Origin of the sequence: Calothrix sp. NIES-2100 (assembly GCF_963875285.1) — a bacterium.
Taxonomy (GTDB): Bacteria; Cyanobacteriota; Cyanobacteriia; order Cyanobacteriales; family Nostocaceae; genus Aulosira.
The window spans coordinates 9,784,275-9,810,024 of record NZ_CAWNLA010000001.1; the positions used below are offsets into that span (position 1 = coordinate 9,784,275).

At 39.7% G+C, this 25,750-nt stretch carries 24 protein-coding genes and 1 pseudogene; 16 read left to right on the plus strand and 9 right to left on the minus strand.

Going from position 1 to position 25,750, the window contains the following annotated elements:
* Positions 1 to 40: 40 nt before the first annotated feature.
* The 5 genes and pseudogenes from AACU32_RS39835 to AACU32_RS39855 form a co-directional block, all read right to left on the minus strand.
* A complete protein-coding gene (locus AACU32_RS39835; protein WP_096607700.1) occupies positions 41 to 307 on the minus strand; it encodes a hypothetical protein in 267 nt (88 codons plus the stop codon).
* A 21-nt stretch (positions 308 to 328) separates the two neighbouring features.
* Positions 329 to 961, minus strand: a complete 633-nt coding sequence (locus AACU32_RS39840; protein ID WP_339378645.1) for an ABC transporter permease subunit — start codon at positions 959 to 961, stop codon at positions 329 to 331.
* A gap of 47 nt (positions 962 to 1,008) precedes the next feature.
* On the minus strand, positions 1,009 to 1,491 hold the full coding sequence (locus tag AACU32_RS39845) for a hypothetical protein (protein WP_339378646.1): 483 nt from the start codon (positions 1,489 to 1,491) through the stop codon (positions 1,009 to 1,011).
* 74 nt (positions 1,492 to 1,565) lie between these two features.
* On the minus strand, positions 1,566 to 2,198 hold the full coding sequence (yfcF, locus tag AACU32_RS39850; protein WP_096607702.1) for a glutathione transferase: 633 nt from the start codon (positions 2,196 to 2,198) through the stop codon (positions 1,566 to 1,568).
* 133 nt (positions 2,199 to 2,331) lie between these two features.
* A pseudogene (locus AACU32_RS39855) lies at positions 2,332 to 3,514 on the minus strand (ISH3 family transposase).
* Between the two features lie 295 nt (positions 3,515 to 3,809).
* On the opposite strand from AACU32_RS39855, the gene AACU32_RS39860 reads away from it, so the two are divergent.
* The 10 genes from AACU32_RS39860 to AACU32_RS39905 all read left to right on the plus strand — a co-directional run bounded on the left by AACU32_RS39860 (position 3,810) and on the right by AACU32_RS39905 (position 12,158).
* Positions 3,810 to 4,085, plus strand: a complete 276-nt coding sequence (locus tag AACU32_RS39860) for a peptidoglycan-binding domain-containing protein (RefSeq protein WP_096607703.1) — start codon at positions 3,810 to 3,812, stop codon at positions 4,083 to 4,085.
* Positions 4,086 to 4,253: 168 nt separating this feature from the next.
* Entirely contained in the window at positions 4,254 to 4,700 is a 447-nt protein-coding gene (locus tag AACU32_RS39865; RefSeq protein WP_096607704.1) for a hypothetical protein, read from the plus strand.
* Between the two features lie 136 nt (positions 4,701 to 4,836).
* Entirely contained in the window at positions 4,837 to 5,334 is a 498-nt protein-coding gene (locus AACU32_RS39870) for a cupin domain-containing protein (protein WP_096607705.1), read from the plus strand.
* Positions 5,335 to 5,722: 388 nt separating this feature from the next.
* Positions 5,723 to 6,271 carry an outer membrane beta-barrel protein gene (locus AACU32_RS39875; protein ID WP_096607706.1) on the plus strand — a complete coding sequence of 183 codons (549 nt, stop codon included), beginning with the start codon at positions 5,723 to 5,725 and terminating at the stop codon, positions 6,269 to 6,271.
* Between the two features lie 222 nt (positions 6,272 to 6,493).
* Positions 6,494 to 6,796 carry a Mo-dependent nitrogenase C-terminal domain-containing protein gene (locus AACU32_RS39880; protein ID WP_096607707.1) on the plus strand — a complete coding sequence of 101 codons (303 nt, stop codon included), beginning with the start codon at positions 6,494 to 6,496 and terminating at the stop codon, positions 6,794 to 6,796.
* An 86-nt stretch (positions 6,797 to 6,882) separates the two neighbouring features.
* Positions 6,883 to 7,626 carry a hypothetical protein gene (locus tag AACU32_RS39885; protein ID WP_096607708.1) on the plus strand — a complete coding sequence of 248 codons (744 nt, stop codon included), beginning with the start codon at positions 6,883 to 6,885 and terminating at the stop codon, positions 7,624 to 7,626.
* A 112-nt stretch (positions 7,627 to 7,738) separates the two neighbouring features.
* A complete protein-coding gene (locus tag AACU32_RS39890) occupies positions 7,739 to 8,170 on the plus strand; it encodes a hypothetical protein (RefSeq protein WP_096607709.1) in 432 nt (143 codons plus the stop codon).
* A 312-nt stretch (positions 8,171 to 8,482) separates the two neighbouring features.
* On the plus strand, positions 8,483 to 8,929 hold the full coding sequence (locus AACU32_RS39895) for a peptidoglycan-binding domain-containing protein (protein WP_096607710.1): 447 nt from the start codon (positions 8,483 to 8,485) through the stop codon (positions 8,927 to 8,929).
* A 189-nt stretch (positions 8,930 to 9,118) separates the two neighbouring features.
* On the plus strand, positions 9,119 to 10,387 hold the full coding sequence (locus AACU32_RS39900) for a DPP IV N-terminal domain-containing protein (RefSeq protein ID WP_096607711.1): 1,269 nt from the start codon (positions 9,119 to 9,121) through the stop codon (positions 10,385 to 10,387).
* A 184-nt stretch (positions 10,388 to 10,571) separates the two neighbouring features.
* A complete protein-coding gene (locus AACU32_RS39905) occupies positions 10,572 to 12,158 on the plus strand; it encodes a DHA2 family efflux MFS transporter permease subunit (protein ID WP_096607712.1) in 1,587 nt (528 codons plus the stop codon).
* A 214-nt stretch (positions 12,159 to 12,372) separates the two neighbouring features.
* On the opposite strand, the gene AACU32_RS39910 is transcribed toward AACU32_RS39905, so the two are convergent.
* Complete coding sequence (locus tag AACU32_RS39910; RefSeq protein WP_096607713.1) at positions 12,373 to 13,773, minus strand: eCIS core domain-containing protein; 1,401 nt, start codon at positions 13,771 to 13,773, stop codon at positions 12,373 to 12,375.
* 380 nt (positions 13,774 to 14,153) lie between these two features.
* Entirely contained in the window at positions 14,154 to 14,366 is a 213-nt protein-coding gene (locus AACU32_RS39915; protein ID WP_096607714.1) for a hypothetical protein, read from the minus strand.
* 311 nt (positions 14,367 to 14,677) lie between these two features.
* Here AACU32_RS39915 and AACU32_RS39920 point away from each other — a divergent pair, with 311 nt between their 5' ends.
* The 5 genes from AACU32_RS39920 to AACU32_RS39940 all read left to right on the plus strand — a co-directional run bounded on the left by AACU32_RS39920 (position 14,678) and on the right by AACU32_RS39940 (position 21,723).
* The gene (locus AACU32_RS39920; RefSeq protein WP_096607715.1) at positions 14,678 to 15,994 is read left to right on the plus strand and encodes an efflux RND transporter periplasmic adaptor subunit; all 1,317 of its coding nucleotides are present in this window, start codon (positions 14,678 to 14,680) and stop codon (positions 15,992 to 15,994) included.
* Between the two features lie 18 nt (positions 15,995 to 16,012).
* Positions 16,013 to 16,543 carry an acylphosphatase gene (locus tag AACU32_RS39925; protein ID WP_096607716.1) on the plus strand — a complete coding sequence of 177 codons (531 nt, stop codon included), beginning with the start codon at positions 16,013 to 16,015 and terminating at the stop codon, positions 16,541 to 16,543.
* A gap of 120 nt (positions 16,544 to 16,663) precedes the next feature.
* Positions 16,664 to 19,777, plus strand: coding sequence for an efflux RND transporter permease subunit (locus AACU32_RS39930; protein WP_096607717.1), 3,114 nt, complete (start codon positions 16,664 to 16,666; stop codon positions 19,775 to 19,777).
* 44 nt (positions 19,778 to 19,821) lie between these two features.
* Entirely contained in the window at positions 19,822 to 20,943 is a 1,122-nt protein-coding gene (locus tag AACU32_RS39935; protein ID WP_096607718.1) for a 1-aminocyclopropane-1-carboxylate deaminase/D-cysteine desulfhydrase, read from the plus strand.
* A 99-nt stretch (positions 20,944 to 21,042) separates the two neighbouring features.
* Positions 21,043 to 21,723: a TMEM175 family protein gene (locus tag AACU32_RS39940; protein ID WP_096607719.1), complete on the plus strand. Its 681-nt coding sequence runs from the start codon at positions 21,043 to 21,045 to the stop codon at positions 21,721 to 21,723.
* Between the two features lie 411 nt (positions 21,724 to 22,134).
* Here the strand turns inward: AACU32_RS39940 and AACU32_RS39945 are convergent, their stop codons facing one another.
* Positions 22,135 to 22,617: a hypothetical protein gene (locus tag AACU32_RS39945; protein ID WP_096607721.1), complete on the minus strand. Its 483-nt coding sequence runs from the start codon at positions 22,615 to 22,617 to the stop codon at positions 22,135 to 22,137.
* 226 nt (positions 22,618 to 22,843) lie between these two features.
* Positions 22,844 to 23,917, minus strand: coding sequence for a hybrid sensor histidine kinase/response regulator (locus AACU32_RS39950; RefSeq protein ID WP_096607722.1), 1,074 nt, complete (start codon positions 23,915 to 23,917; stop codon positions 22,844 to 22,846).
* Positions 23,918 to 24,462: 545 nt separating this feature from the next.
* On the opposite strand from AACU32_RS39950, the gene AACU32_RS39955 reads away from it, so the two are divergent.
* Complete coding sequence (locus tag AACU32_RS39955; RefSeq protein WP_096607723.1) at positions 24,463 to 25,740, plus strand: HhoA/HhoB/HtrA family serine endopeptidase; 1,278 nt, start codon at positions 24,463 to 24,465, stop codon at positions 25,738 to 25,740.
* Positions 25,741 to 25,750: the final 10 nt, after the last annotated feature.

The window sequence follows — 25,750 nt, forward strand, 5'->3', positions numbered from 1 at the left end:
ACGGCTAGCTAATTATTTATTATAGGGAATCCCCAGTGAACTAATCGCGTTCTTTGAAATTGCGCATAAACCAGACTTTGATTTCCAGCAGGTCACGGGCTAGAGCGTCAAGCTTGTCCTCGATTTCGTCAAACCCATGCGCTATGCCATCAGAGATGTTTTGCTGATTGTTCCGCAAGTGGTTAAAATCTCGCTCTGCTGCTAATTTTCTCTTTTCAGAGTTGCCGTAGGTGAAAAACAGCCAAGTGATATTTCCCCCAATCGCCAATAGCAATGCAATCAGGGATATGGAGGTTTGAATATTCATGATTAATCTAAAGCCTCATATCTAAGAATACGGTTTTTTGACAATGAGCAGGTTTATGGGTATCTTTCTGTGTGCGATCGCAGAAGTTTTCGGTCTACTGACAATGTTCGGCCTCCAAGGTAGAGCTAGATGCTCAATCAGACGCATCACTACATCATTGGTAATTCCCAGCACTGCATAGACGATCATGCCGGCAATAATGATGTCAGAGCGTTGGTTAGCGTTGGCATTGTTGAGGATATAGCCAATACCCGATCGCGCATTGATTTGTTCGGCTACCACTAGCGCTAGTAATGATGTACCCGCAGAGAAGCGCAAACCAATCAGAATAGAAGGTAACGCCATCGGCATAATAACGTGACGCACTGTCTCCTGACGCGAAAGTCCAAAAACAGTGGCAGCTTCTAAGAGTTTGGGATCGACACCGCGAACCCCTGCATAGGTATTCAGATAAATAGGAAATATAGTAGCAACAGTAATCACAATAATCTTGGCTGTCTCATCGATGCCAAACCAGGTGATAAACAGTGCTACAAGGGCGATAAATGGAATTGTCCGCAGCATTTGCAGTGGCGCATCGAAAATTTCTTCGCCAATTCGCCACAAACCCGCAAATAAACCTAAAATTAGACCGATGCTACCGCCTATAGTCAACCCGGTGAGCGATCGCGATAATGAAGTTGGCAGTGCGATCGCTCACATCAGCGCCTAGAAAAAGGCTCCTGTGGGTATGTTAGTTTTGTATTCAATACTGTGCCGCTACCAGCTCGTTTAACTTCTAGTTCGCTACCAGCAAATCCGAAGAATGCACCATCAACAAACGCCTTCAGCCAGCGACGATTTCTTTCGCTGCGTTCAGAACGCAAAATTCGCTCAATCACAACGAAATGATTGCGGATAATGTGAGCAACGTTGGGGTCAGCATCTCCCAGGCGAATTATGACTTCAAACAGTTCGCGTAAACTGCTACCACCGCCACCTTCAGCCACAGGGACTCGCAATGCACCCAAGCGCGAGCGCCTGAGTAGTTCGATAATATCAAAAGGCAGAATGCGATCGCGATCGCGTTCCGAAGCACCCAGAGCAATAAAGTCAAAAAGCTGCTGGAGTTCCGGCGAGTTAGCTTTTACAGGGGTCGTAAACTTGAAGGTGTTCTCTGTTAGTTTCTCTGGACTCTTAATCATTATTTTTCTCTCTAAATATCTTGGGGAAAATCTATATTGGCGACTGATGGGTAAATCTAAAATCTAAAATTGATTTACAGTGGCGGGCGTTTTTGATTAACCCATAGCTGAACAGATGGCCTTTGCCATTGATGTTTAGCGTAAGCAACCAATTTATCGGGTACTGGGTCGCCGTTCAGAATCAGGCGATGGAGTATTAATGCCAAATCGACATCAGCAATAGACCATTGACCGAAGAGGTTTTCGGTGTTGTTAGCAAGCAGGAACTCAGCAGCAGAGAATAATTTCTCAGCGGCTTTTTTTCCCTCTAGAGAAAGCGGTGGCTTTTTGACACCGTAGAAGACAAGCTCAAAGGAGCGTTCTTGTTTGATGGGCGTGAGGTCGCTGCGGAGCCATGCTTGTACCTGACGCGCTCTGGCTCGACTCTGTGGTTCTTTTGGGTATAACGGAGTACCGGGAAACACCTCATCGATGTATTCTGCGATCGCAGAGGATTCAGACAAGGCGAATCCGTCATGAATCAAAGTTGGTACGCGGCGCGTTAAAGACTTGGCTGCAAAATCTGGCTCGTTTTGGGCATTAGCAGCCAAATCAACAGTCTGGATATCGAATGGCAATGCTTTTTCATGCAGAGATACGAAAGCCGAAAACGCATAGGGGCTGACGTACTGCGAATCGACATAGAGAAGAAGAGATGTAGATGACAATGTATTCTCCTATGGGGGCTAATAACAGTAAACCAAAAAGTTTTTCCCCAAAGAGCGATCGCTAAATATTTTGTAGCCTACGATACTTTTTAATACTCGCTCCTTTAACCAGCAGACATAGTATGGATAATGATTACTTATGATTAGCTGATTGATAATTTGTTGGTGCTAACAGTCGTGGAATATAAATGCTTTCTACTACTTGATATTTACGCTGTAGGGCTTGAGATAAAAAGGCTAACATCTGTTTAAGTACGAAAAGTGTCCGGTAAATTAATCGGCAACATGAGCCTTTTCCGACTTATTCTAAGCCAGAGGAGGTTAACCCAAATATTAACTAAAAGAAAAGATATACCAACGAATAGTAATCTTAATGCGGGATTTTTATTATTTGTTCTAATTCGACAAAGATTTTGCAGCCGATAACTACTTTCGATGCCAAATCTTTTTCGATAATCCTGATATATATAATCTAAATTAGTTTGGATTTTATAAGTAACATAAGCAAGGTATTGCACCCCATATTTTTTACGCTTTCCTTTTCTATATTTACAAACAATCCATAAGTCAAAGGTGACTGAGTCATCTTTGTCTCTTGTAATAGTATGGGTAGTTTTATAGCTTTTTCTTCCCTTCAAAAACTGTTTAATTCCTCCCTTTTTTCCTGTCTTGATAGCAGGCATCATAAATGGAATATCTAATGCTTGCAACCATCTTATTACAGGAGTATTAAAAAATCCCCTATCTAAATAGAGTTTTTTTACATTTATTTTAAGGGATTCAAGTTCCGCCAATAAATAAGTAATTATCGCTACACTAGTATCTAGTCGGCGAACACCTCTGACGGCTAGAGTTACACGCTTGTTTTTGTTAATCACATATAAAGTTGCAGCCGTCAAAAATGAATGAGTACCAGATTTAGCTTCACTTTTATATATGTATGGTAATTCCAAGAATGTTGGCTTACCATAATAACAAATTAAATTTAAATCAATCGCTATTTTTAAACATCCTTTTTTTAAACCTAAAGGAATTCGACTTTTCAATGCTTGATTAATTCGTGTCTCTAACTCCTCAAAATTGTTGATTTTATTAAGATGATATCTAATATCATTAGCTGTAGGAACATTTTTTAATAATTTGGCTGTATTCTCAATACTATCTCCACTGCTGGCTGCTTTTATAAGAATCTCAAATAAAGTTTGTTGGTCACATCCCCCCTGAGTTTCAATGGAAAAATTTTCTACTAAACACTCAATAACCTCTTCAAGGGTTTCTGAGTCTGTTAAAACCAGTTCTTCTGATGAAACAGTCAATTTTAAGAGCCAATATGCTACACACTACTTTCATCATTTCATTTTTTGAACCCCAAAAGAGCAGTATAAGCATTAATTATGTATTTAGTAGTATACACTACTTTGTTCTACGTAAGAGTGATTAGCGATCGCTCTTTGGGGAAAAACTTTTTGGTTTACTGATTGAAGCAATCTTATCTGCTAACTTATCTTTCTTCACCCTCAAATAAGTTTGCAAGTAGGAAACTCAATATTAGTGGTGCTGAGTCACTCAGCTACTCATAACCAAACATTCATAAAACAGAGAAAAACACTCATGACTAAGGCAACTAAAACTGCGATCGCAAATCTCTCTGACGATTTGCTACAGCTTCAGCAACCTATTTACTCTAGTTTGACAGTTGCTATTTTACAGCAGCTTCTCATCTTAGAAGGCTACGGTACTTTACCGGATGGCACAACCTTACCTATAACTGGCAATTTTCTCGATGAAACAACTACTGCTGTGAAAAACTTCCAACAAGCGTTAGGGCTTTCTCCCGATGGCGTAGTTGGTGCAAATACTTGGGCGGCGTTAGTGCCTAATTCCTAACTAATTTCTCAGGATTATTTAATCCTGTTGTGAGCGACAAATAAATATCTTGATGAGGGCGAACAGCTGTTCGCCCCGACAAATCATCAATATGTCGCAAAGATTTATAAATTGAATAATTCTCGACATCAGCATTGAATTTTTCAACAATCTAAAAGGTGAAAAAACATGAAAGGTATTCTGAAGAATGTATTACTAACAAGTCTATTAGCTACAGGCGTAGTAGGCACAACTTTACTAACTTTACCAACAAGACCTGCGGCAGCAATCGCATTGCCAGCACAGCGTATTCAGTTTCCTCCCGGTGCTGATGGCCAGTCTTTGAGGGGCTATCTGCAACCAGACGCTTTAAATAGTTATGTGTTTAAAGCCAATGCTGGACAAAAAGCATTAATTTCCGTTAGATCCATAACTGGGCAATTGCTCTCTCTATCAGTGTTGGGCGTGGATGGAACTCGTCTTACTAATAACGGTCAAAATTGGACTGGTCAGTTACCAGCTTCTGAAGATTACTTCATTAGGGTCACAAATGACACAGGAGTTCCCAATCCCTATCGTTTAAATTTGACAATCTTGCCATCTCATCAACAGCGCACACCATTCGTCAATTTTTGAAATATAGCAAACAGATAACTTGTAAAACTATAAGCACGACTTCTGGCACATTTTTCCTCTAATTGTTATTAGGTAAAAAAGTAACTGTGACAGATGTTAAATACCCACAAAACAAAAATTGCTCGGGAGAATTATAATGACTATTCAACAAACAGGTTTGATGCAATTGCCTGGTGAAGGTACTTCTTATTGGTTTGCTCAGGATCTTTATACCTTTAAAGCAGTGGGTGCAGAAACAGGACAAGCTTACGCACTCTGCGAAGTTGTAGTAGCGCCAGAAGGAGGTGGTACACCACTACATCGCCATTTGCGGGAGAATGAATCGTTCTACATCCAAGAAGGAGAATTAGAGTTTAATCTGGATGGGCAAATCATTATAGCCACACCTGGTATGTTTCTCCAATCTCCTAAAGGACAACTACATCAATTTACTAATAAAAGTTATTTACCTGCAAAGATGCTAGTTTGGGTGACTCCAGCGGGATTTGAGAAGTTTATTGCAGATGTTGGTAAAGCTGCAAATTCTGTAATTTCTGCACCATCTTTAAGCCCTACAGACTTGGAAAGAATCCTGGCTACAGCACCCAAGTATGGCATTGAAATTCTACCTCCACCTGCTGAAAATGTTGCCTAGATGCTAAGTTCGGTAAGGGCATACAGATGTATGCCCTTACGTATGTATCAGGTATTTGGTGAGATGAAATTATAGTTGAAATTCTGCCTATTTGGTGATTATAGCAATACTTGTTATCAGCAATATTTTTTTTATGAGCATACAAAAGTACGCTCCTATTTACACATTTTTTCAGGTAAATAAAGTACACAGGTGTGTGTCCTTACAATTATCTATACCTCAATAAATTGCAGTATGGTGTATTAAGCTTTGCGAAATTAACTTGTTTTTAACTTAATTACTAACTTATCTTTCTTCACCCGCATACTTGAGAGAAAACTAGAAACTGTAATTATACAAAATTAACTTTTCCGGTTATCCCAATACTCAAAAATGAGGAGTAAAGAAAATGAAAAATTTAATTCAATATCCAAAATTAGCTTTACTAACTGGTATGTTTTCCCTTGGTATTGCTGGCGCAATGACGCTCTCATTTGCAAAATCTGCGGCTGCAGCTTCAGCTTCACAAGGTATGACAGGTAGCTATATTGGTATTGGTATTGCACCAGGTGTTACTAATGGTGGACATGGTGGAGATGATGCTCAATTGGGTGGTGATATTCAAGGACGTGTTGCTATTCCTCATACACCTCTTTCGGTTCGTGGCTCATTTCTCTTTGACGATAAAACAACTGCAACTATACCAACAATTACTTACGATATCCCAATTGCAAAAAATACTAATTTATATGCAGGCGCTGGTTACTCTTTCATTGGTAAACAAGGAGCTGATACTCCTATAGGTAATCGTAATTCATTCATATTAGATAGTGGTTTAGAAACTGCACTGAGTAAGAATGTGGTTGCCTTTGGTGATGCTAAATATGGTTTTAATAGTTATGAAAATAGTGATGCCGATGCTGTTAGTTTGCAATTTGGTGTTGGCTATCGCTTCTAAAAAGCATCATCTGTAATTGGCTTGAATTATTTTTTACTAATTAGGCAAATGGAGCAAGAGCATGAAAATTTTAAATGCATCAAATAACTGTAAGAGTAGATTTGCAATAAAGTTCTCTTTAACTTCTTGCTAACTTATTCATCTTCACCCACTCAAGCAGTATACCGAGAGAAGATTTAATTAACGAAGAAAAACAAATTCAATCATTGAAGGAAACTGACTATGACACTACATACATTTGATTTACTACAACCAATCAAAACAAGGCTGGATAATATCGAAATTTCTAATTCCAAGCAAGCAGAATTATTATGCAGACTCATTCCAGCTAGTTGCCCTTTTGCTAGAGAAATTAAATTTTTCAATCATGTAATTGCTCAGATTCCGCCTTTATGTAAGCTCAATCCTTTATATGAGCAGTTGATGGGATTGCGATTTCGCGCTCTCTGTTATCTTGCCGAATGCGAAGAGCAAACAACTAATGAATTAACAAACAATGCACTTGCTTTTATCTGGATTAAGTAGAATTTTACAGCCGTTTGCACTATCAAATACTTGTTTAAACAAGTATTTCTATTGAATCGCGAACTTTCAAAACCAAGGAGAATATTATGAAAGGTACAATTAAAAGTTTGATTGGCTGTGGCATGATTGGTTTAGGAATGCTTGGTACAATGTTAGTACCAAACCGCGCCGCGACTGCTCGTACTGTACCAGCAGGATATCAAACAGAACGTATCGAGTTTGCACCCGGTGCAACTTCAACTGTGGTATATCACAACAAAAACTATTATCCAGTTCGTTATGTAATTAGAGCCAATGCCAATCAATTGATGAATATCGAAGCAGATTCATCCAAATCTCCTGTATTTCTAACAATGTCTGGTGCTGATGGCACACGCTTAATTGTTGCACCAGAAAACCTCACACATTGGCGTGGACGCTTACCAAAAACGCAGGATTATTACATAGAGGCACTAAAACCAGCTAACGTTGACTATAACTTAAGAATTGCGATCGCACCTAATACTCCACAAATTAATGGACAACGGATTAAATTTGCTCCCGGTACTACTTCCGAGGTGATTAGCGGTAGTCTTCCGGCTCACTCTTCCCGCTCCTATTTTGCAAATGCCAGAGCAGGACAGTTAATGTCAGTGAATGTCAATTCACCAGGAGCAAATACTTCTTGGCTCACGCTTTATGGAGTTGATGGTACAGTACTCGAAAACGGTAATATGTCTGGCGCTCAATATTGGCATGGACGTTTGCTAAAGACAGAAGATTATCATATTCAGGTAGATAACCCCAAACCCTACCCAATCAACTACACCTTGACTGTAGCGATTCAGTAGGGATAGAAGCCTTGCGATCCTAACAGTATATATGCAGTGCCTATAAAAGGCGATCGCTTCAGTAACAGACTCACAACTATTCAATTACCAAAAATATCCTTACCGGAGATATATGCAATACAAATTCCTTGCTATCTTGCTAGGAAGCATGACTGCTGCTAGCCTAGCTATTTCTCTACCAGTTCGCGCTGCTGAACTTAAAGTAGCCAGAACTTTTCACCCTGGCTTTTGGCAACCTGTAGCACGAATCAACCCCCACAAACCATTAGAAGTAGAGGTAATTAACCAGACTAATATACCTTTGCAATATAGCTTGACAACTGATACAGCTAAAACCTTACTTCCAGGGAATATGACGAACATCAGTTATATTTCCGCTCCCACAGATGTTTTGATTTATCCTTCTCGGCAAGAGGCTTCTTTGAAGTATGATGTTACTAAAGCAGGCAACACAACTATTGTAAAAGTTCGGCAGATTGCTAGCGATACACCTGGTGATGGCTCAATTGCTATTAATCGTAATGGGGCTGTTTACGTTTACTAAGGGGTTAATTTCTCATATTTATTAAAAAATCTATTAAAGGAGAACACTTTTGTATTAGTGTTCTCTTTTTTAGTAATTATATTGATATGACAATACAGCAATAATGTAAGCAAATATAGGTATGCCTACACTGAAATTGGAGTAGTCTATTGTAGATTAACTATATATCTGTATATAGTGAAATTTACATTGTTTAATTTGTTTATTGACTTTTTATCTTATCTCTTAACTTATCTAACTTCACCCATAAACCTCTTGCTAAAAGGGAAAATTAAAATGTCAACCGAATGAGTTTGAGGTTTTCCAAACATCATGAACTACAAAAATTCTGAAATCCGCAGTATTTTGAATGGTTTAGGTTATAGAAGTCGTATCAATAGCAACGATCCTAACTTTCCGATTTCTCAAGATGAGTCTGACTTGACCGATCAAGCAACTCAAAAGGCAATTAAGAAATTTCAAGTTGATTATGACCTAACAGTTGATGGCATTGTAGGTTCAGAAACAAATAACAAAATGCAAGAGGAAATGAACAGTATTCATCAAGAATTAAACCAATTACTAGGAACAAGCATTAGCCAAGACCAGCCTTTTTATGGACAGCTAACTATCAACACAGTTCAGCAATTTCAAAGAAATTATACGAATCCATTTGATGGTCTTGCTAGTTTGACAGTTCGCGAGCAGCTATACACAATAGTCAAGAATAACTCAACAAAAACTACTCAATTCAATAAAACAGCAACTCCTATTGCTTAACACCATAACTAACTGATGTTAAGCTCCCAGCAGAGGCGTATATCTGTACAATCTACAATTGTACGCCTTTCTGGATTAGTGACTGAAGGTTATGGAAAGGCTAATAATGGCAAATATTAAATAAAATTTTTGCCATTATTAGAGAAAAATGCCAAACTAATTTTGTCCTACTACTAGAATATAAACTTTATGAATATGCTTTGGATTAGATTTTCAAAACTTGCATTAATAGGTTTATTCTCGACTGCGATTCTTAGCTTTGTATTTACTCAAAAAGACACTCCGGCATTTACTGCACAAAAAACTCATACACTAGCATTCCTCGCCCTTAAACGTAGCAGCGATCATTTCAATTTATATACTATCCAAGCTAATGGTTTATCTCGTCGTCAGCTTTCTCAAAAGTTGAGTGTATCTCCAACAGTAGTTTGGTCAACAAATGGTCAAAAACTTGCTTTTGTAAGCAATGATACTGATATTTATGTAGTTAATGCAGATGGTTCTAAACTCACTCAAGTATTGTCTGACTCTGATTGCAAAGCTGCTAATTTTGGTATGACTTGGGTATCAAGTAGCCATAAACTTGCGATTACGAGAAGTTGCGATGGTCAGACTTCTGATGCCCCAGGCAGTACATCTCTGTATGTTAGTGATACAACTGGCATCAAAGGAACTAAGCTAATTAAAAGATGGCTCTCAAGAGCAATGCCAGCCAAGTCAGATATTTTATCACTTTTATACTTATCACCAAATGGAAAAGAGGTGGTGTTTTTTAAAGATAAAAATATCTACAAAATGAATACTGATGGCTCTGGATTAATCAAGCTCAGTAATGCACCAGATGAGTATCCTGCTCAACTTACTTGGTCACCTAATGGTAAACCAATTGCTTTTTCTGCTGGTAAATATCCGCATCAACAAATCTATCTACTGGATCTACAGAATAAAACTCTAAAAAATCTGACAAATGAACCACACAAAGAGCCGTATGATGGCATTTTTTCATGGTCGCCTAACGGCAATCAGCTTGCTTACTATCATACGACAAGCGATAAGAATCCTCCTGGTAGTCAGTTAGATATATATTTACTTGATATTAATAATGGGAGGGTAAGAAAGCTGACCCATAAATCAGGGGAATATAGTAACTTAATATGGTCACCAGATGGAAAACAAATTGCCTTTGCGGATGGAGATTTTTCTCATAAAAATCTTTACGTTATGGATATTAGTAACTCAAAATCTATGCAAATAGCTTCTACACTACCAGCATCTAGAATTGACGACTTATCTTGGTCTCTTGATAGTCAAAAAATTGCTTTTGTAAAAGAACAGAAAACCAACCAGAAACCTGATAACCAGAGTATTCTATATGTTGTTAATCGAGATGGTTCAAAATTGATGCGATTATCAGGAAGTGAAGATTTATTTACTTCTGAGCCGGCTTGGAAACCTTAGGAATAAAAAGAGGTATTTTCGTGAGGCACAGATCATTGTAAGGGCGTACATATGTACGCCCTTACCTATATAATTTAATGGACTAAAAAAGCTGTAAGTTCTTTTTAAGTTATCCATCTTCACCCCACCAAACTCTACATATAGGGAAGATGAGAAACAAGAAATAATTTTCAGGAAGAACTTTATGGCGAAAGCAATTGCCTTATCTAAAAAACAACAACCAAATTCTACATCTATTCCTCTGAAAACTTGGATAGGAGTATTCGGTACAATTATAGGCGCATTTATGGCTGTGCTGGATATTCAAATTACAAATGCTTCTCTCAAAGATATTCAAGCAGCTTTGGGTGCTTCTTTAGATGAAGGTTCCTGGATTTCTAGCTCTTATTTGGTTGCAGAGATGATTGTCATTCCTCTCACCAGTTGGCTACCAGAGATATTTTCTACCCGCCGTTATCTGATGGTGAATGTCGTTTTATTCATTGGGTTTTCTATTGGTTGCGCCCACGCTTGGGATTTACCTTCAATGATTGTATTTCGCGCCGGACAGGGATTCACTGGGGGTATTTTAATTCCGATGGCGTTTACTGTTTTGCTCACTTCTTTACCACCTTCAATGCTACCAATGGGGATGGCGTTGTATTCTGTCACCGCAACTTTTGCACCATCTATCGGCCCTACCCTTGGCGGTTGGTTAACAGATAACTTTAGTTGGCAATACATCTTTTATTTAAATATAGTACCTGGAATCATTGTCCTAGCAGCCGTCGCTTATGCGATCGCTCCCCAACCGATGCGGCTGAACTTGCTGAAACACGGAGATTGGTGGGGAATTGGTGCAATGGCGATTGGGTTTGGCTCGTTGCAAATAGTTTTAGAAGAAGGTAGTCGCAAAGATTGGTTTGATTCTAGCTTGATTGTTTGCTTCACTGCGATCGCTTGCTTGTTTATCATTCTCTTTTTATTAATTGAACTCACCCGCAAGCAGCCTTTTATTAACCTGCGTTTATTTGTTAGGCGTAATTTTACTTTCGCTAGTATCATCAATGTTTGCTTAGGATTGGGGATGTTTGGTTCTCTGTACATTTTGCCCCTCTACCTCAGCGAAATTCAGGGATACGATGCTATGCAAATTGGCGAAGTTATGATGTGGGCTGGCTTACCGCAATTATTTCTGATTCCTTGTGTACCGAAATTAATGCAAATAGTAGATACGCGATTAATGATTGCAGCAGGAGTTAGTATATTTGCGATCAGTTGTTTCATGAATTCCCACATGACCCATGACACAGGTATGGCTCAGTTGCGTGTCTCGCAATTTGTCCGAGCAATGGGACAACCTTTGATTATGATACCCCTTTCCACTACTGCCACTGGTGGCATACCCAAAGAACAGGCGGGTTCTGCCTCTAGTTTATATAACATGATGCGTAACCTTGGTGGCTCTATTGGTACTGCGACATTAGCCACACTTTTAACTAATCGAGAACAATTTCACTCTGAACGTTTAGGAGAAAACATTTCACTCTACAGTTTAGAAACACAACAGCGCTTAAGCCAAATGACTCAATATTTTGTCAATCTCGGCGCTGATTTAGCAACAGCAAAAGAGCAAGCTTTGGCGGCTATTGATAATATTGTTCGCCGGGAAGCCTATGTTCTGGCATTTAATGATTGCTTTTATTTCCTGGCTTGTGCATTGCTCCTAAGTGGACTGGCTGTAATCTTTTTAAAGAAGGTGAAAGCTTCCGGGAATGTCGCTGTACACTAAACTGATTTTTATCCTTCTACTCATACTTGTTTGCAAAAATAAGACGAAAAATATATGAGTATGGGCACAAAATTATTGTGCCCATAGCATTTTTAAAATTGGTATTTATTATTGAAAAGCTTGCTCAAAAATGATTGAGGGTAAAGCACAGTATATCCGGTATAACGATTAAAATTCGGTGCTAAACTTTACCTGCTTATTTAGATATCTCTTTCTATTTCTTATATTTCTCGGCAAGAGTTCTCGCCCACGAAGTTCCATTATAATGAACTAGCCTGTTATTCTGTTCCAGAAATTTCAGCTCTGGCGTTGAAGCAATCAGGTGGTTAGTAAAATTCAGGGTTGAATCTCTTACTTCTCTAACAACTTTTATTAGCTCTGGTATTCGTTCTCGATCCCATTCGTCAACAGTATTAGTCAAAATAAAGTCTTCCGTATCCTCCGCCGCTATTTCGATCCATTGCTGAATTGAATAATTGGAAACCTGTTGCTGTCCTTGGCTTTTCCAGGTTCTAAAGTCCAGGTTCTGCTGACTTGGATCGGAAAATTTCAAGGCTCCAAAGTTCAGATTCCCAAACTCAAGAACTGGAGGGCCGTTTTTAATGCTGTCCCGATCATCTAACATTTGTGTCGCCAATGCGTACATTACCTGCATATACCTGCCTTCAAGTGTAATGTGTACATTGTTTGCTGCTGTATATTTGGTACGGTCAAAGTTTGGTTTACTGTCAGTACCGATTTCTACCCTTTCCCTTCGGCCTCCTGAATATACAAGATCTTTAGGTACTAAACTCTTATTAATGCTTTCCGGATCAGTGTTTGTACTGCGGGAGACATGCACATAATCAGAAGCACTGTTTGAGTCTATTATTTGCATATTCTTTTGCCAGTTATCACCTTGTTTTGTATATATGGTTGTTTGTCTCTCTACTCTTTGCACAAAAGGCGATCGCTGTACAGATCCTCCATTCTGCTGTACTACATGAGTCAACTCATGGGCAATTAACTGTTGTCCGGTGCGACTTGCTGGGTTATATTCTCCCTGGCGAAAGAACACATCCTCTCCTGTAGTAAACGCTTTTGCCTGTATCGATTGATTCAACTGGTCAGCTTGAGTATTTGTGTGAATTTTTACTCCACTAAAATCTGCGCCAAACGCTTCTTCCATCGGTGATTTGATACTATCAGCTAGTGGTTGTCCACTCCCTCGTGCCTGTTGTATTGATGTTTCTAAATCATGTGATGCAGTCATTCCGTGATTGGATGCACGTTGCACCATTGGTTTCATTTGCAACTGATTATTTTTTGCTGTCTGTACTGAAGCTGGGGAATTTATCTGGCTGACTACTTGTGCAGCAACCCGATCTGCTTCTTGCTCATACTTATCTCCTGGTTCTCCAATTGTCAGCTTGGTCTGAATTTGTGGTGTGTTTCTGCCAAAGGTTTTTCTTCTAATAGCATCTCTCTGGGCTTTTTCTGGAATACTAGAAGTTGTTAGCCTGAGTGACGATGTAGAGTTTGTTTGTACTTGTTCATTAATAGCAGGTGGCGTAATTTGAGATTGTTTCTTCTGAATTGCAGAGCCTTTGAGGTTTTTTTTGATTTTTTGGTGCATAATTATTGCCCAAGTTGATTGAAAGTCTATTGTTTATTGATCCAGAATATTGATGATATTACCCAAGCTTAAATTTTCGCGCTTTTAGGTAGATGTGAATAAATTTAGGGACGAAATATTATTCATCCCTAATTATAATTTCCTGCAAGTGAGGGCATTCTTTAGCCCTGCGAACATACTACAAAGCTCTGGCATAAATGGCTATTATCCAAAGGTATAAACTAAAATTATTAACAGTCTTGGCGGCGAAGATGTTTAAAATGTCAGTTCAAATAAGTAAATCCGACTAACAGTATTAGCCGGAATTGGAGTTCCATGAAAGTTGAGGTATTGACATTCAGATAAACAATGCAAGCTTACGTTTAAGCTGAGGAGATAGATTAAAATCTACCCAACTCAGCACGCAATAAATGTTCTTCATGCCGTATTCTTGCCCAATGCCGAGGAGAAAACTCGTGGTGGAATCGTTGCTCAACTACAATTGTTCTGTGAGCAGCAGGTACTACAATTACCTCTTCAGCAGATGCTTTGGATGGTAGGGCGGCCATAGCAACTGGTAGAGCAAGTAAGAGACCAGTAAAGATGCGTTTCATAATCAAATTTCCTGTTAATTAACTGTGAACAACGCCTTGAATTTCGGCTTATATCTTCAATATTGAACTGTAATGATGTTTAACGGGATGAAGATAGATAAGTTAAGGGAAACTTAAGAATGAAGTCTCAAAAATCTAATTATATAAATAGTGCTGAGTAAAAATAATTGTTAAATTATCTCTAACTTTTTCCTAAGTTATTTATCTTCACCCCTCAAGCTTGGCTAGCAACGGAAACTGATGTTAGACAAAATTTTGCTAACACAGATGAGTACAAAATTGCTGAGGATAAGCTTTTTATTAATCAAGTTATGAACATAATACAAAAACCTCCACCAAAATTCACACCTCTACAAAAGAGCAGTTTGGGTCTCCTATTATTAGGAGTGATTTGCTTTTCTAGTTGGGCGATTTTAGGTAAACGCCCCACACAAACCCAAATAAATCATCACAAAGCTGTACCTGTAGATGTAGCGAAAGTTATGCAAGCAACCGTACCTCTAGAAATTCGCAGTACGGGAACCGTTGAAGCATACTCCACTGTATCAATTAAATCATTGGTTGATGGGCAATTGATGGGGGTTTACTTTCAACAAGGACAGCAAGTCAAGAAAGGACAGCTATTATTTAAAATTGACCCCACACCTTTTCAAGCAGATTTAGATCAAGCGATCGCCAAACAGGTACAAGCACAGGCGCAGGTTAAACAAGCGATCGCCAATCTCCAACAAGCTAAGGATCAAGTAACCCAAGCCAAAGCCGCCCAACGAAGAGATGCAGCGCAAGCACACAATGCTGAGATGGAAGCACAACGCTATACCCATTTATTCCAGCAGGGTGCAGTTACTCAAGAACAATCCCAACAATATCGCACCAGTGCAGATGCAGATGAAGCCACTGTATCTGCCGATCAAAGTGCAATTCGAGAAGCGATCGCCTCTGTGGGTTCGGCTAAAGCAAATGTGCAAAATGCTCAAGCAAATCTTAAAGCTGCTGATGCGGCTGTTAAAAGTGCAAAAACTCAACTGGCTTACACCACTATCTATGCTCCCATTGACGGGCAAACTGGTAATTTACAAGTTAATCAAGGTAACTTAGTCAAGGCTAACGATACTAGTGGATTGGTCGTTATTAATCAAACTCATCCTACTTACGTTTCTTTCTCCATTCCCCAGCAGCAATTACCCACACTGAAAAAATATCTGGCTACAGGGAAGCTAGAAGTAGATGCGTTAGTGCCAAATAATTCTGCACAGCCAATAAAGGGAGAACTCAGCTTTGTTGATAATACCTTGGATGCGACAACTGGCACTATTCAACTCAAAGCCACCTTTAGCAATACCCAAGGACAGTTATCACCGGGGGAATTTGTCGATGTGGTGTTGAAACTAACTCAGTTACCTCATGCGATCGTTGTTCCTTCCCCAGCATTACAAACTGGACAAAACGGACAATATGTGTATGTTGTAAACCCTGACAAAACAGTAGCAGCCCGTCCGGTGAAAGTTGGGGATAGTGTAGGCAATCAAACGGTGATTAATCAAGGATTGCAACCAGGCGAACAAGTTGTTACTGATGGGCAATTCAATCTTGCGCCTGGTGTTTCTGTTGCGATTAACCAATCATAATTAAACTTTTATCGAAGCATGATTACATATATTTTCAAGCATTATCTCAAACAAATATCGACGGTAATCATCGTTTGCGCGATCGCCTTATTTACTTCGCAAAATGTCGTTTTAGCCGATGGCTTACCAATTCAAGATACTGTTGTTGCAGTTCAAGGAATAGTTACAGGCAAGGTACAACAGGTAGGATTCCGGGCTTTTCTGTTCAAGCTGGCGATTCAGTACAACTTAGCTGGCTGGGATCAAAACCTCAGCGATGGTACTGTGGAATTCGTTTGGCAAGGACAAAAATCTCGAATTGAGCAAGCAGTAGCGCAAATTCCTACAGGTAATAAAAAAGCAATTGTGGATCGGGTGTTGACGAAATCAATACCTGTGATTCCCAAACAAAATACTTTTGTGGTTCGGGGTTGGACTTCTGTTAGCCGTCATTATTTTAAACCCACTGACCTCACCTTCAAGCTGCGTGATGACAATAGCATCATCTCTGCAAAGGCAGCACAAAAAACTTACAAAACAATTATTCGCCCAATAATTAGGGGTAAGTAACACCAATTTGAAAAAAGAATGCAACAGATGGATTCCCACAAGCGAGACACAAAAAGCTATTCCCAATCCCAAATCTAAAATCCAAAATCTAAAATCCAAAATGGTATAACCCCGCTAGCCATGAATATTCCTTCTCTCTTTATTCGCCGCCCCATTATGACCTCTTTGGTGATGCTGGCGATTCTAGTTTTTGGGCTGATGAGTTACTTTATATTGCCTGTCAGCGACTTACCGAGTATGGATTTCCCGACAATCGCTGTGTCTGCTAGTTTACCAGGAGCGAGTCCGGAAACAATGGCGGCATCGGTAGCAACGCCTTTAGAACAGCAATTTTCCACAATTGCCGGCTTAGATTCAATGAACTCCACCAGTTCTAAGGGAAGTAGCCAAATCGTGCTGCAATTTGATTTGAGTCGAGATATTGATGGCGCAGCCCAAGATGTACAAGCGGCGATCGCCCAAGCAACTAAACAATTGCCTAGCGATATGCCCAGTCCCCCATCATATAAAAAGGTGAACCCGGCACAGCAACCAATTCTTTACATTACTCTCAGTTCCGATTTAGTCCCACTTTCTGACATAGATAAATATGCCGAGGAGACATTAGCAGAACGGTTGTCAATGGTGGATGGGGTAGCGCAGGTTTTAGTTTACGGTTCCCAGAAATATGCAGTGCGGATTGAAGTTGATCCCCAATCGTTGAAAGCAAAAGGCTTAGGGATTGATGATGTTGCTAAAGCGATCGCACAAAATAATGCTGATTTACCTACTGGAAATCTCTACGGCGCTCATAAAAATTATACTGTGCAAGCTAATGGTCAACTGCTCAATGCAAATGACTATCGCGGCTTGACTGTCGCCTATAACAACGGCGCACCAGTGCGCTTAGGCGATTTGGGTCAAGTAGTAGACAGCGTGCAGAATGATAAAATTGCTAGTTGGTTTTTTGCCAATCAGGAACAGATTCCCAAACGTTCGATTATTTTGGCAATTCAACGTCAGCCAGGAACCAACACTATCGAGATTGTTGATGCAGTCAAGGCATTGTTGCCCAGTTTGCGATCGCAGATTCCTACATCTGTAAATATGGATATTTTCTATGATCGCTCTCAAAATATCCGCGACTCTGTGAATGATGTCAAATTCACCTTATTACTGACAATTTGTTTGGTGGTATTGGTCATCTTCCTATTTCTGCGAAATCTCCGCGCCACCTTAATTCCTAGCGTCACTGTACCTCTATCTTTAGTCGCTACCTTTGCCGTTATGTTACTGCTGGGGTTTTCCCTCGATACCCTTTCTTTGATGGCGTTAACTTTAAGCGTGGGTTTCGTCGTCGATGACGCAGTGGTGGTGTTAGAAAATATTGTCCGTCACATGGAAATGGGCGAAAGTCGTTTGCAAGCAGCTATCAACGGTTCCACGGAAATTGGCGGCACAATTATTTCCATGACTTTATCCCTGGTAGCTGTCTTCATTCCCATGTTATTTATGCCAGGTATCTTGGGAAGATTATTTCATGAATTCGCCGTTACCATTGCCGCCGCCATATTAGTTTCTGGTTTGCTTTCCCTCAGCTTAACGCCGATGTTATGCAGCCGATTTTTGCAATCACAACATTACCAAGCCGGGGAAGAGACAGAAATTAACGACCAAAAGCAAGACTTTTATCTCCGTTTCTACGCTTGGAGTCTGCGAAAGTCGCTGAAATATCACCGCACAACCATGATTCTTTCTGGCGCAATTTTACTAGCAACAATTTGTTTATTTGTTGTGGTTCCTAAAGGCTTTCTTCCTAGTGATGATAACGGATTAATTCTGGCGCAAACCCAAGCAGCGCAGGATATTTCCTTTGGCGACATGATTAAGCACCAAGAAGCAGTAGCGAAGATTATTCGCAGCGATCCCAATGTAGATGTTCTCAACTCAATTGTTGGGTCATCAGTGACAGGCACAGCAGGAAATAACACCGGAATTATCGTTATCCGCCTCAAACCAACATCTCAACGACATCTCAACGCCGATCGAGTAATTGAGGAATTGCAACCAAAAGTCAGAAAAGAACCAGGAATTAAAACCTTTTTAATCAATCCGCCACCGATTAACATTGGTGGGAAACAAAGCAACGCTCAATATCAATTCACCTTAGAAAGTACCAACTTACAAGACCTGTATAAATATACGCCCATTTTGCAAGATAAACTGAGCAAAATTTCGGGATTGCTGGATGTCAACAGCGATTTGCAAATTGATAATCCCCAAGTGAATGTCGAGATTAACCGCGATCGCGCCAATGCCCTTGGTTTAACTGCCCAGCAAATTGAAACCGCCTTGGGTGATGCTTATGGTACTTTGCAAGTTTCTACAATTTACGCCCCAGATAACGAGTATGAAGTCATCCTCGGACTTTTACCCCAGTATCAGCAAGACCCAGATGCGTTGAATTTACTGGCGATTCATTCTCCTAATGGTCAACTTGTCCCCTTAAATGCAGTCGCTACCTTAACTAAAGGTGTGGGTTCATTAACTGTCAACCACCAGGGACAACTCCCAGCCACAACCATCTCCTTTAACCTCAAACTCGGTGTATCTCTAGGAGATGTGACAGGAAAAATCCAACAAGTAGCCCGTGATACCCTACCTGCAACCATTAGCACCAGCTTTCAGGGGTCAGCCCAAGCTTTTCAATCTTCAATTGCTGGATTGGGGTTGCTGTTGCTAGTAGCAATTTTGGTAATTTACATTGTGCTGGGGATTCTCTATGAAGACTACATCCACCCCCTGACAATTTTATCCAGCTTGCCTTCTGCTGGCTTTGGCGCACTACTCACATTGATGCTGTTTCATATTGATCTCAATGTTTACGCCTTTATTGGCATCATCTTGCTAGTGGGGATTGTCAAGAAAAACGGCATTATGATGATTGACTTTGCAATGGAAACCCAACGCCACACAGATAAATCCCCCCGTGATGCCATTTACGAAGCCTGTTTAGTCCGCTTCCGCCCAATTATGATGACCACAATGGCAGCTTTGATGGGAACATTGCCCATTGCCCTTGGTTTGGGTGCTGGTGCAGAGTCACGCCGACCTTTGGGAATGGCTGTAGTGGGAGGTTTGCTATTTTCCCAATTGCTGACACTCTATATTACTCCTGTTTTCTACACCTACATGGAAGCGCTACGCAGAAGGTTGGAAAACAGCAACCATGAGAATAATTTACAAACATTGTAAAGCTTCCTCGTTACTTGTTTTCTTATGTCTTGGAAGATAGAAAAATGCTTTCTCTATTTAAAGCTTATCCACAATTAAAAGCCAAGCTTCCTTATGTATCTTTAGCAGAATTACCAACTCCGGTACATAAGCTTAATAACTTAGAAAAAAAGCTAAATGCAGAACAACTGTATATTAAGCGAGATGATCTGAGCGGGTTAATTTATGGTGGTAACAAGATTCGTAAATTAGAATTTCTGTTGGGAGAAGCTCTAAATAGACAAGCAAAACGAGTCATAACATTTGGTTTTGCTGGTTCTAATCATGCCCTGGCGACGGCAATTTATGGTCATTCGCTTGGTATCAGCACTACTTCGATGCTAATGCCCCAAATCAATGCTCACTATGTCAGGCAAAATCTGCTGACGAGTTATGATTATGGGGGAGATATTCATCAAAACCAGAGCCAATTTGCACTTTTTATTAATACAGCATACCAATTTATTCGCTACACCTTAAAAGAAGCCCATCTACCTTACATTATTGCTCCTGGTGGGTCTTCACCATTGGGTGCGATCGCTTATGTGAATGCCGCATTTGAACTCAAAGAGCAAATTACCCAAGGACAGATACCTGAACCAGACTTTATTTATCTACCATTGGGAACTATGGGTACTGCTGTAGGACTTTTACTCGGCTTAAAAGCAGTTGGTCTCAAGTCGCAAGTCATCGGTGTGAGAGTCGTTGCAGCGCAGTTTGTCAATGAAGAAAAAATAGTCAGATTGTTTCATCAAACCAACTCACTTTTACATTCGTTAGACTCAACTTTCCCAGATTTAGAAATCACAGAAAATGATTTTCGTATTCGCCATGATTTTTTTGGTAAAGACTATGCTTATTTTACAGAGTCAGGCGTGAAAGCTATTGCTGAGATGCATGATTACGAGCATATTCCTTTAGATGGCACATACACTAGCAAAACATTCGCCGCTTTAATGCACGATATTTATAAAGAAGATATCAAACACAAAGTAATTCTTTTTTGGCACACCTATAACTCTAGAAAATTACCAAGAGCTTTTAATTATGAAGACTTTCATCGTCTTCCTCAATCTTTCCATCGTTATTTTGTTGAGAACGTTCAGCCTTTAGACCAAGAGAAATTATCTCCTAAGCACAATTTTTAAATTCTCAAAATTCAATGCCCAGTTTCACGCTTCAGTATTGGCATTTTGAGAGCGATCGCATGAATTTTCTCATCAATAAATAAATCTAAAAGTAGGAGTATGCATCTTTACATCCTACAGCCAGGTAATTTTGAGCTACCTATCAGCAATATGCACACCTCAAATTCTCAACCCAACTCCTTACTCCCCAGTACTAGACGCTTGGAAGCTTTGAGCGACTGTGTTTACTCTATCGCCATGACTTTGCTAGTGTTAAATGTCAAATTACCTGATATTCCAGCCGCTAAAGTTGCTGATATTTTGCCAGCAGTGATACTGGGATTAAGCAGTCGTTTACATGATTATTTAGTAAGTTTTCTAGTGCTGGGTTCTCTGTGGCTAATTAGCCATCAACAATTCCATTACATTCGTAATGTTAACCGTACTTTGCTATGGATTAATTTAATAATTCTCATGTTTATTACTTTAATTCCCTTTTCTGCCTCTTTAGTAGCCGATTATGGCGAGCAGCAAATTTCTGTACTATTTTTTGATGGGCATCTTTTATTATTAAATTTATTATTTCTGTTAAATCGTTACTACGCTATTAATCGTAAGTTTATCGAACCGGGAATTAATCCCTTATGGCGCAAACGCATAGGCAATAAAGAAAGTTTACTCAACTTTGCTTTAATTGCTTGGTCAATTATTTGGTCATTTTTTAGTCCCAGATGGTCGCAGTTGCCTTTTTTACTTCTGCCTTTCACGCCAATTTTGGCAAAAAAGTTAGTGAAGATGTAAAAATTATGTATTAGTTGTCAAAATTAAGCCATGTTGCGCCTGTCAATCTGAAAAATTTCAGTTTCAAGGTGCAACATTGGCGGAAAATAACTCAATAATTGGGTAATTGGTGAGATAATTGTCCTTGCAATCACCATCATTGAACATCAAAGCCTCAACTTTCAAACTCTGAACTCGAAACTTGCACTTCAGAACAAGAAATTCCGACCTCAGAACAGCAACATCCGAGCAAAAAGCTTGAAACTTCACCTTCTGAACTCGAAACTTCTTATTTTGAACAGCAACGTTGAGCCTTTGAACTCGAAATTTCGACTGCAAAACCTGAAGCTTCCCCTTCCGAACTCAAATTTTGAACTTCAGATGTCAAAACACCGAGTACCTCAAAACAAGGTGAAGGTTAAAACAACAGCTTTAGTAACTACCAGTTAAATCATCAAATATATCTGTACCAGCTGCGATCGCAGTATAATGTTTGGCTTGATTAATCTCAGCTTCGGCGCGATTACGCCAACTGAGAACAAAGTGATTATCTTCTTTGCCTGATAAATCTTTATCGGCGCTACGCAACAGTTTATAAATAGCCTCAAATTTATCGCGATGGTTTAATGAAGTATCTACTTGTGGATTGTTATCAAGATTTTTACCATCTAAAACTCCTGCAACATCAATATCTTTGATAGCATTATGAACTTTTTGCGCGGCAATTCTCGCTTCTTGTGTGACATTAAATTCATCAGGAGTTTGCAACAGTAACTCAGCTTTACGCAAATCACTGCGCGCATGAAGATAAGCAGGATGATGACCAGGAGTATCGGCTAAAGCAATGCTATGACCTAAAGAAACTGTCAGTAATCCGGTTAACAGACCAAGTGCGCTAATTTTACGGGTGAGCATAATTTTGAATTGAGCTATAAATAGCTTGACGAGTTGACTTTCATTTCTAGTGTCGGGTAGAAAAAGTATATAGGGGATGAAGATAGATAAGTTATTAAAAAGTTAAACTATAATTTATGGTGATTTAAAATTGATACAACATTAACCGCATAGTGAGCTTGGCTGTCTGCCCCACACCATAAGATTTATAAATAATTTATCAATGCAAAAAATGTAGTTTAGCTGTTCAAATTTCCACAGTTATAACTGTACCCTGGGGTTGATTAATCTCAATGTTAATGATGCCACCGTGCGCTTCAGCAACAATTTTGCAAAATGCCAAACTCAACCCAATTTGAGATAAACCACTGATTAAAGTTCCTGATTCATATTGAGTGAAAATAGATTGCTGCAAATCTTTATTGATTCCTGTACCTTCATCAGTAACGCGAATTATTACTTTTCTCACAGATGCCTCTGGATAATTAATTTCCAGAGTAATTGTGCTATTTGCAGGAGATGATTGAATTGCATTGGCAATTAGATTATCAAGCAACCGATGAAATAACTCCGGATCAATAGCTAACCAACTTCCTTGTTTTGGTAATTTACTGATAAATTGAATTTGTTTAGAATCTGCAATAGGCTGAAAATTTTCTACTACTATTTCTGCTAGTTCGTTAAAATCTACCTCTACGGTATTTAACACCAATCTGCCAGATTCCATCTTTGCTAGTCGCAGCAAACCGTTAATAATCCCATCAATTTCTAGTCCGGCTGCGTGTACCATTTCTGCACGTTCTTTGTCTTTGGCTTCCAGGTTACTTTGCAGTAGTAAGTGACTCCCCAGTAACACAGTAGACATTGGCTGACGAATATCTTCCACCACAAGTTTAGATAAATCTCGCCGCAGATTAACGCTAGCTTGCAATGCATCATATTGTTGCTTAATTCGCAGCATAGAACGCACGCGGGCGCGTAATTCCACACCGTTTATAGGCTTGCTGAGAAAATCATCAGCACCAGCTGTGAGCGATCGCGCTAGGTCTTCTTTAGAATCTAAAGCTGTCACAATAATGATGGGAATTGGTTTCCAGTTGGAATTGGCTTTGATGCGGCGACAAGTTTCAATTCCATCAATTTCTGGCATCATCACATCTAATAAGATGACATCAGGTAAACTCGATTCCAGACGACACAATATTTCCGTGCCACTATTGCAGTAGGTAAGATTGTATCCTTCCCGTCGCAATAGCAATTCAATCACTTCAAATCCATTTGGTTCGTCGTCTACTACCCACACAGACTGTTTGCGTTCCATAGAAGTTATGAATTAAGTACTTTACTTGTATCCAAGAGTGCGATCATCAATAATACAGGGAGAAAATTGGCGTAGCCCACCGGAGCGATCGCTCAATAAAATAATCGCTGTAATATTTGTACATGGCATAGGTGTGAAGTAACGCAAATGCCAGGAAACCTTTAAGATTGAAGACTAAGCTATATTATGTGACTAATTACAGCCCATATGAGCAGATTTAGGCTAATAGCCCGAAATTTTGAGCGCTGGGCGAGATAGGAAGCTAATCGAACTCCGCGAACGAGGCTTTTTACTCCCTTAATCAGGCTAATAATACCAATTCACATAATGTTTCTAACAGATACCTTGGTAGCGGCTTAAAGCTGTAATCCCCTAAAGTCAATCGTCATTCTTCCTCCTCTGCTTACACAGCCATAGGATATTTTTTTATTTGGAAACCCTAAGTTCTCGCTAACTTATCTATCTTCACCCACAAGCCTTTGTGAAAACCCGAAACTTGTAACCAAGAGCAACGAAAAATATCAATTTACAAAGAGTTTTGGGTTATGAAGACAGTAAATCACGATTTTGAAGAACATCCTCATCCATTAGCTGATGTTGAAGCTAATTCATCAGCACCAGAAATTGAGCAACCAAAACAAAATAACTGGAAACAGCCCCTAGCTTGGCTCATTTTAGCGGGTGCAGGTGCTACGATTATCAGCCTGCGCTTGTTACACCATCCCCAAACTTTACCCCCAGCACTGCAACCTTCTGCACAAACTACAGCCAATCAAACATCTGCTAACTTCGCACTCGATAAAAATCCTAACTTTATTACTGCAGTTGTGCATCAAGTGGGGCCTGCGGTAGTCCGAATTGATTCTACACGTACCATCAAGAATCCCAATGCTGGTATTTTTAACGATCCGCTAATTCAACAGTTTTTTGGTGATGAGTTACCAAAAGTACCATCCCAGGAAATTGAACGGGGTATTGGTTCTGGCTTCATTATTGATTCTCATGGTGAAATTCTCACGAATGCTCATGTCGTCAATGGTGCGGATACGGTAACAGTCACCCTCAAAGATGGACGGACTTTTAAAGGTAAAGTTATGGGTAGCGATCCGGTGACAGATGTTGCGGTGGTGAGAATTCCAGCGAATAACTTACCAACGGTGATATTAGGCAATTCCGATCAATTGCAACCTGGTGCATGGGCGATCGCGATCGGTAATCCCCTTGGTTTAGATAATACAGTAACTCACGGCATTATTAGCGCCACAGGTCGCTCTAGTTCTCAAGTAGGAATGCCGAATGAACGTGTTAATTACATCCAAACCGATGCACCCATCAATCCTGGTAACTCTGGAGGCCCCTTACTGAATGCGTCTGGTGAAGTAATTGGGATTAACACAGCAATTATTCAAAATAGCCAAGGTTTAGGCTTTGCAATTCCCATTAATACTGCCAAGAAAATTGCCTCACAATTAATCGCTACAGGAAAGGTTAATCATCCTTACTTGGGGATTCAAATGCTCACATTAACACCAGAGGTAAAAGAGCAACTTAATAGCGATCCCAACTCTCCCATTACTGTTGAAGAATCTCAAGGTGTACTAATAATTAAAGTGGCGCGGAACTCCCCAGCTAATACAGGCGGACTGCGCGCAGGTGATGTGATTATTAAAGCCAATAATCAAGCCATTACTAATGCTGAAGAATTGCAACAAGCTGTAGAAAATACTCCTGCTGGTAATAATTTACAACTGCAAGTTTTGCGGCATGGACAGACTTTAAATCTGAATATCCAAACAAAATTACTCCCTGCAAACGCGAAATAGACTCAACTTA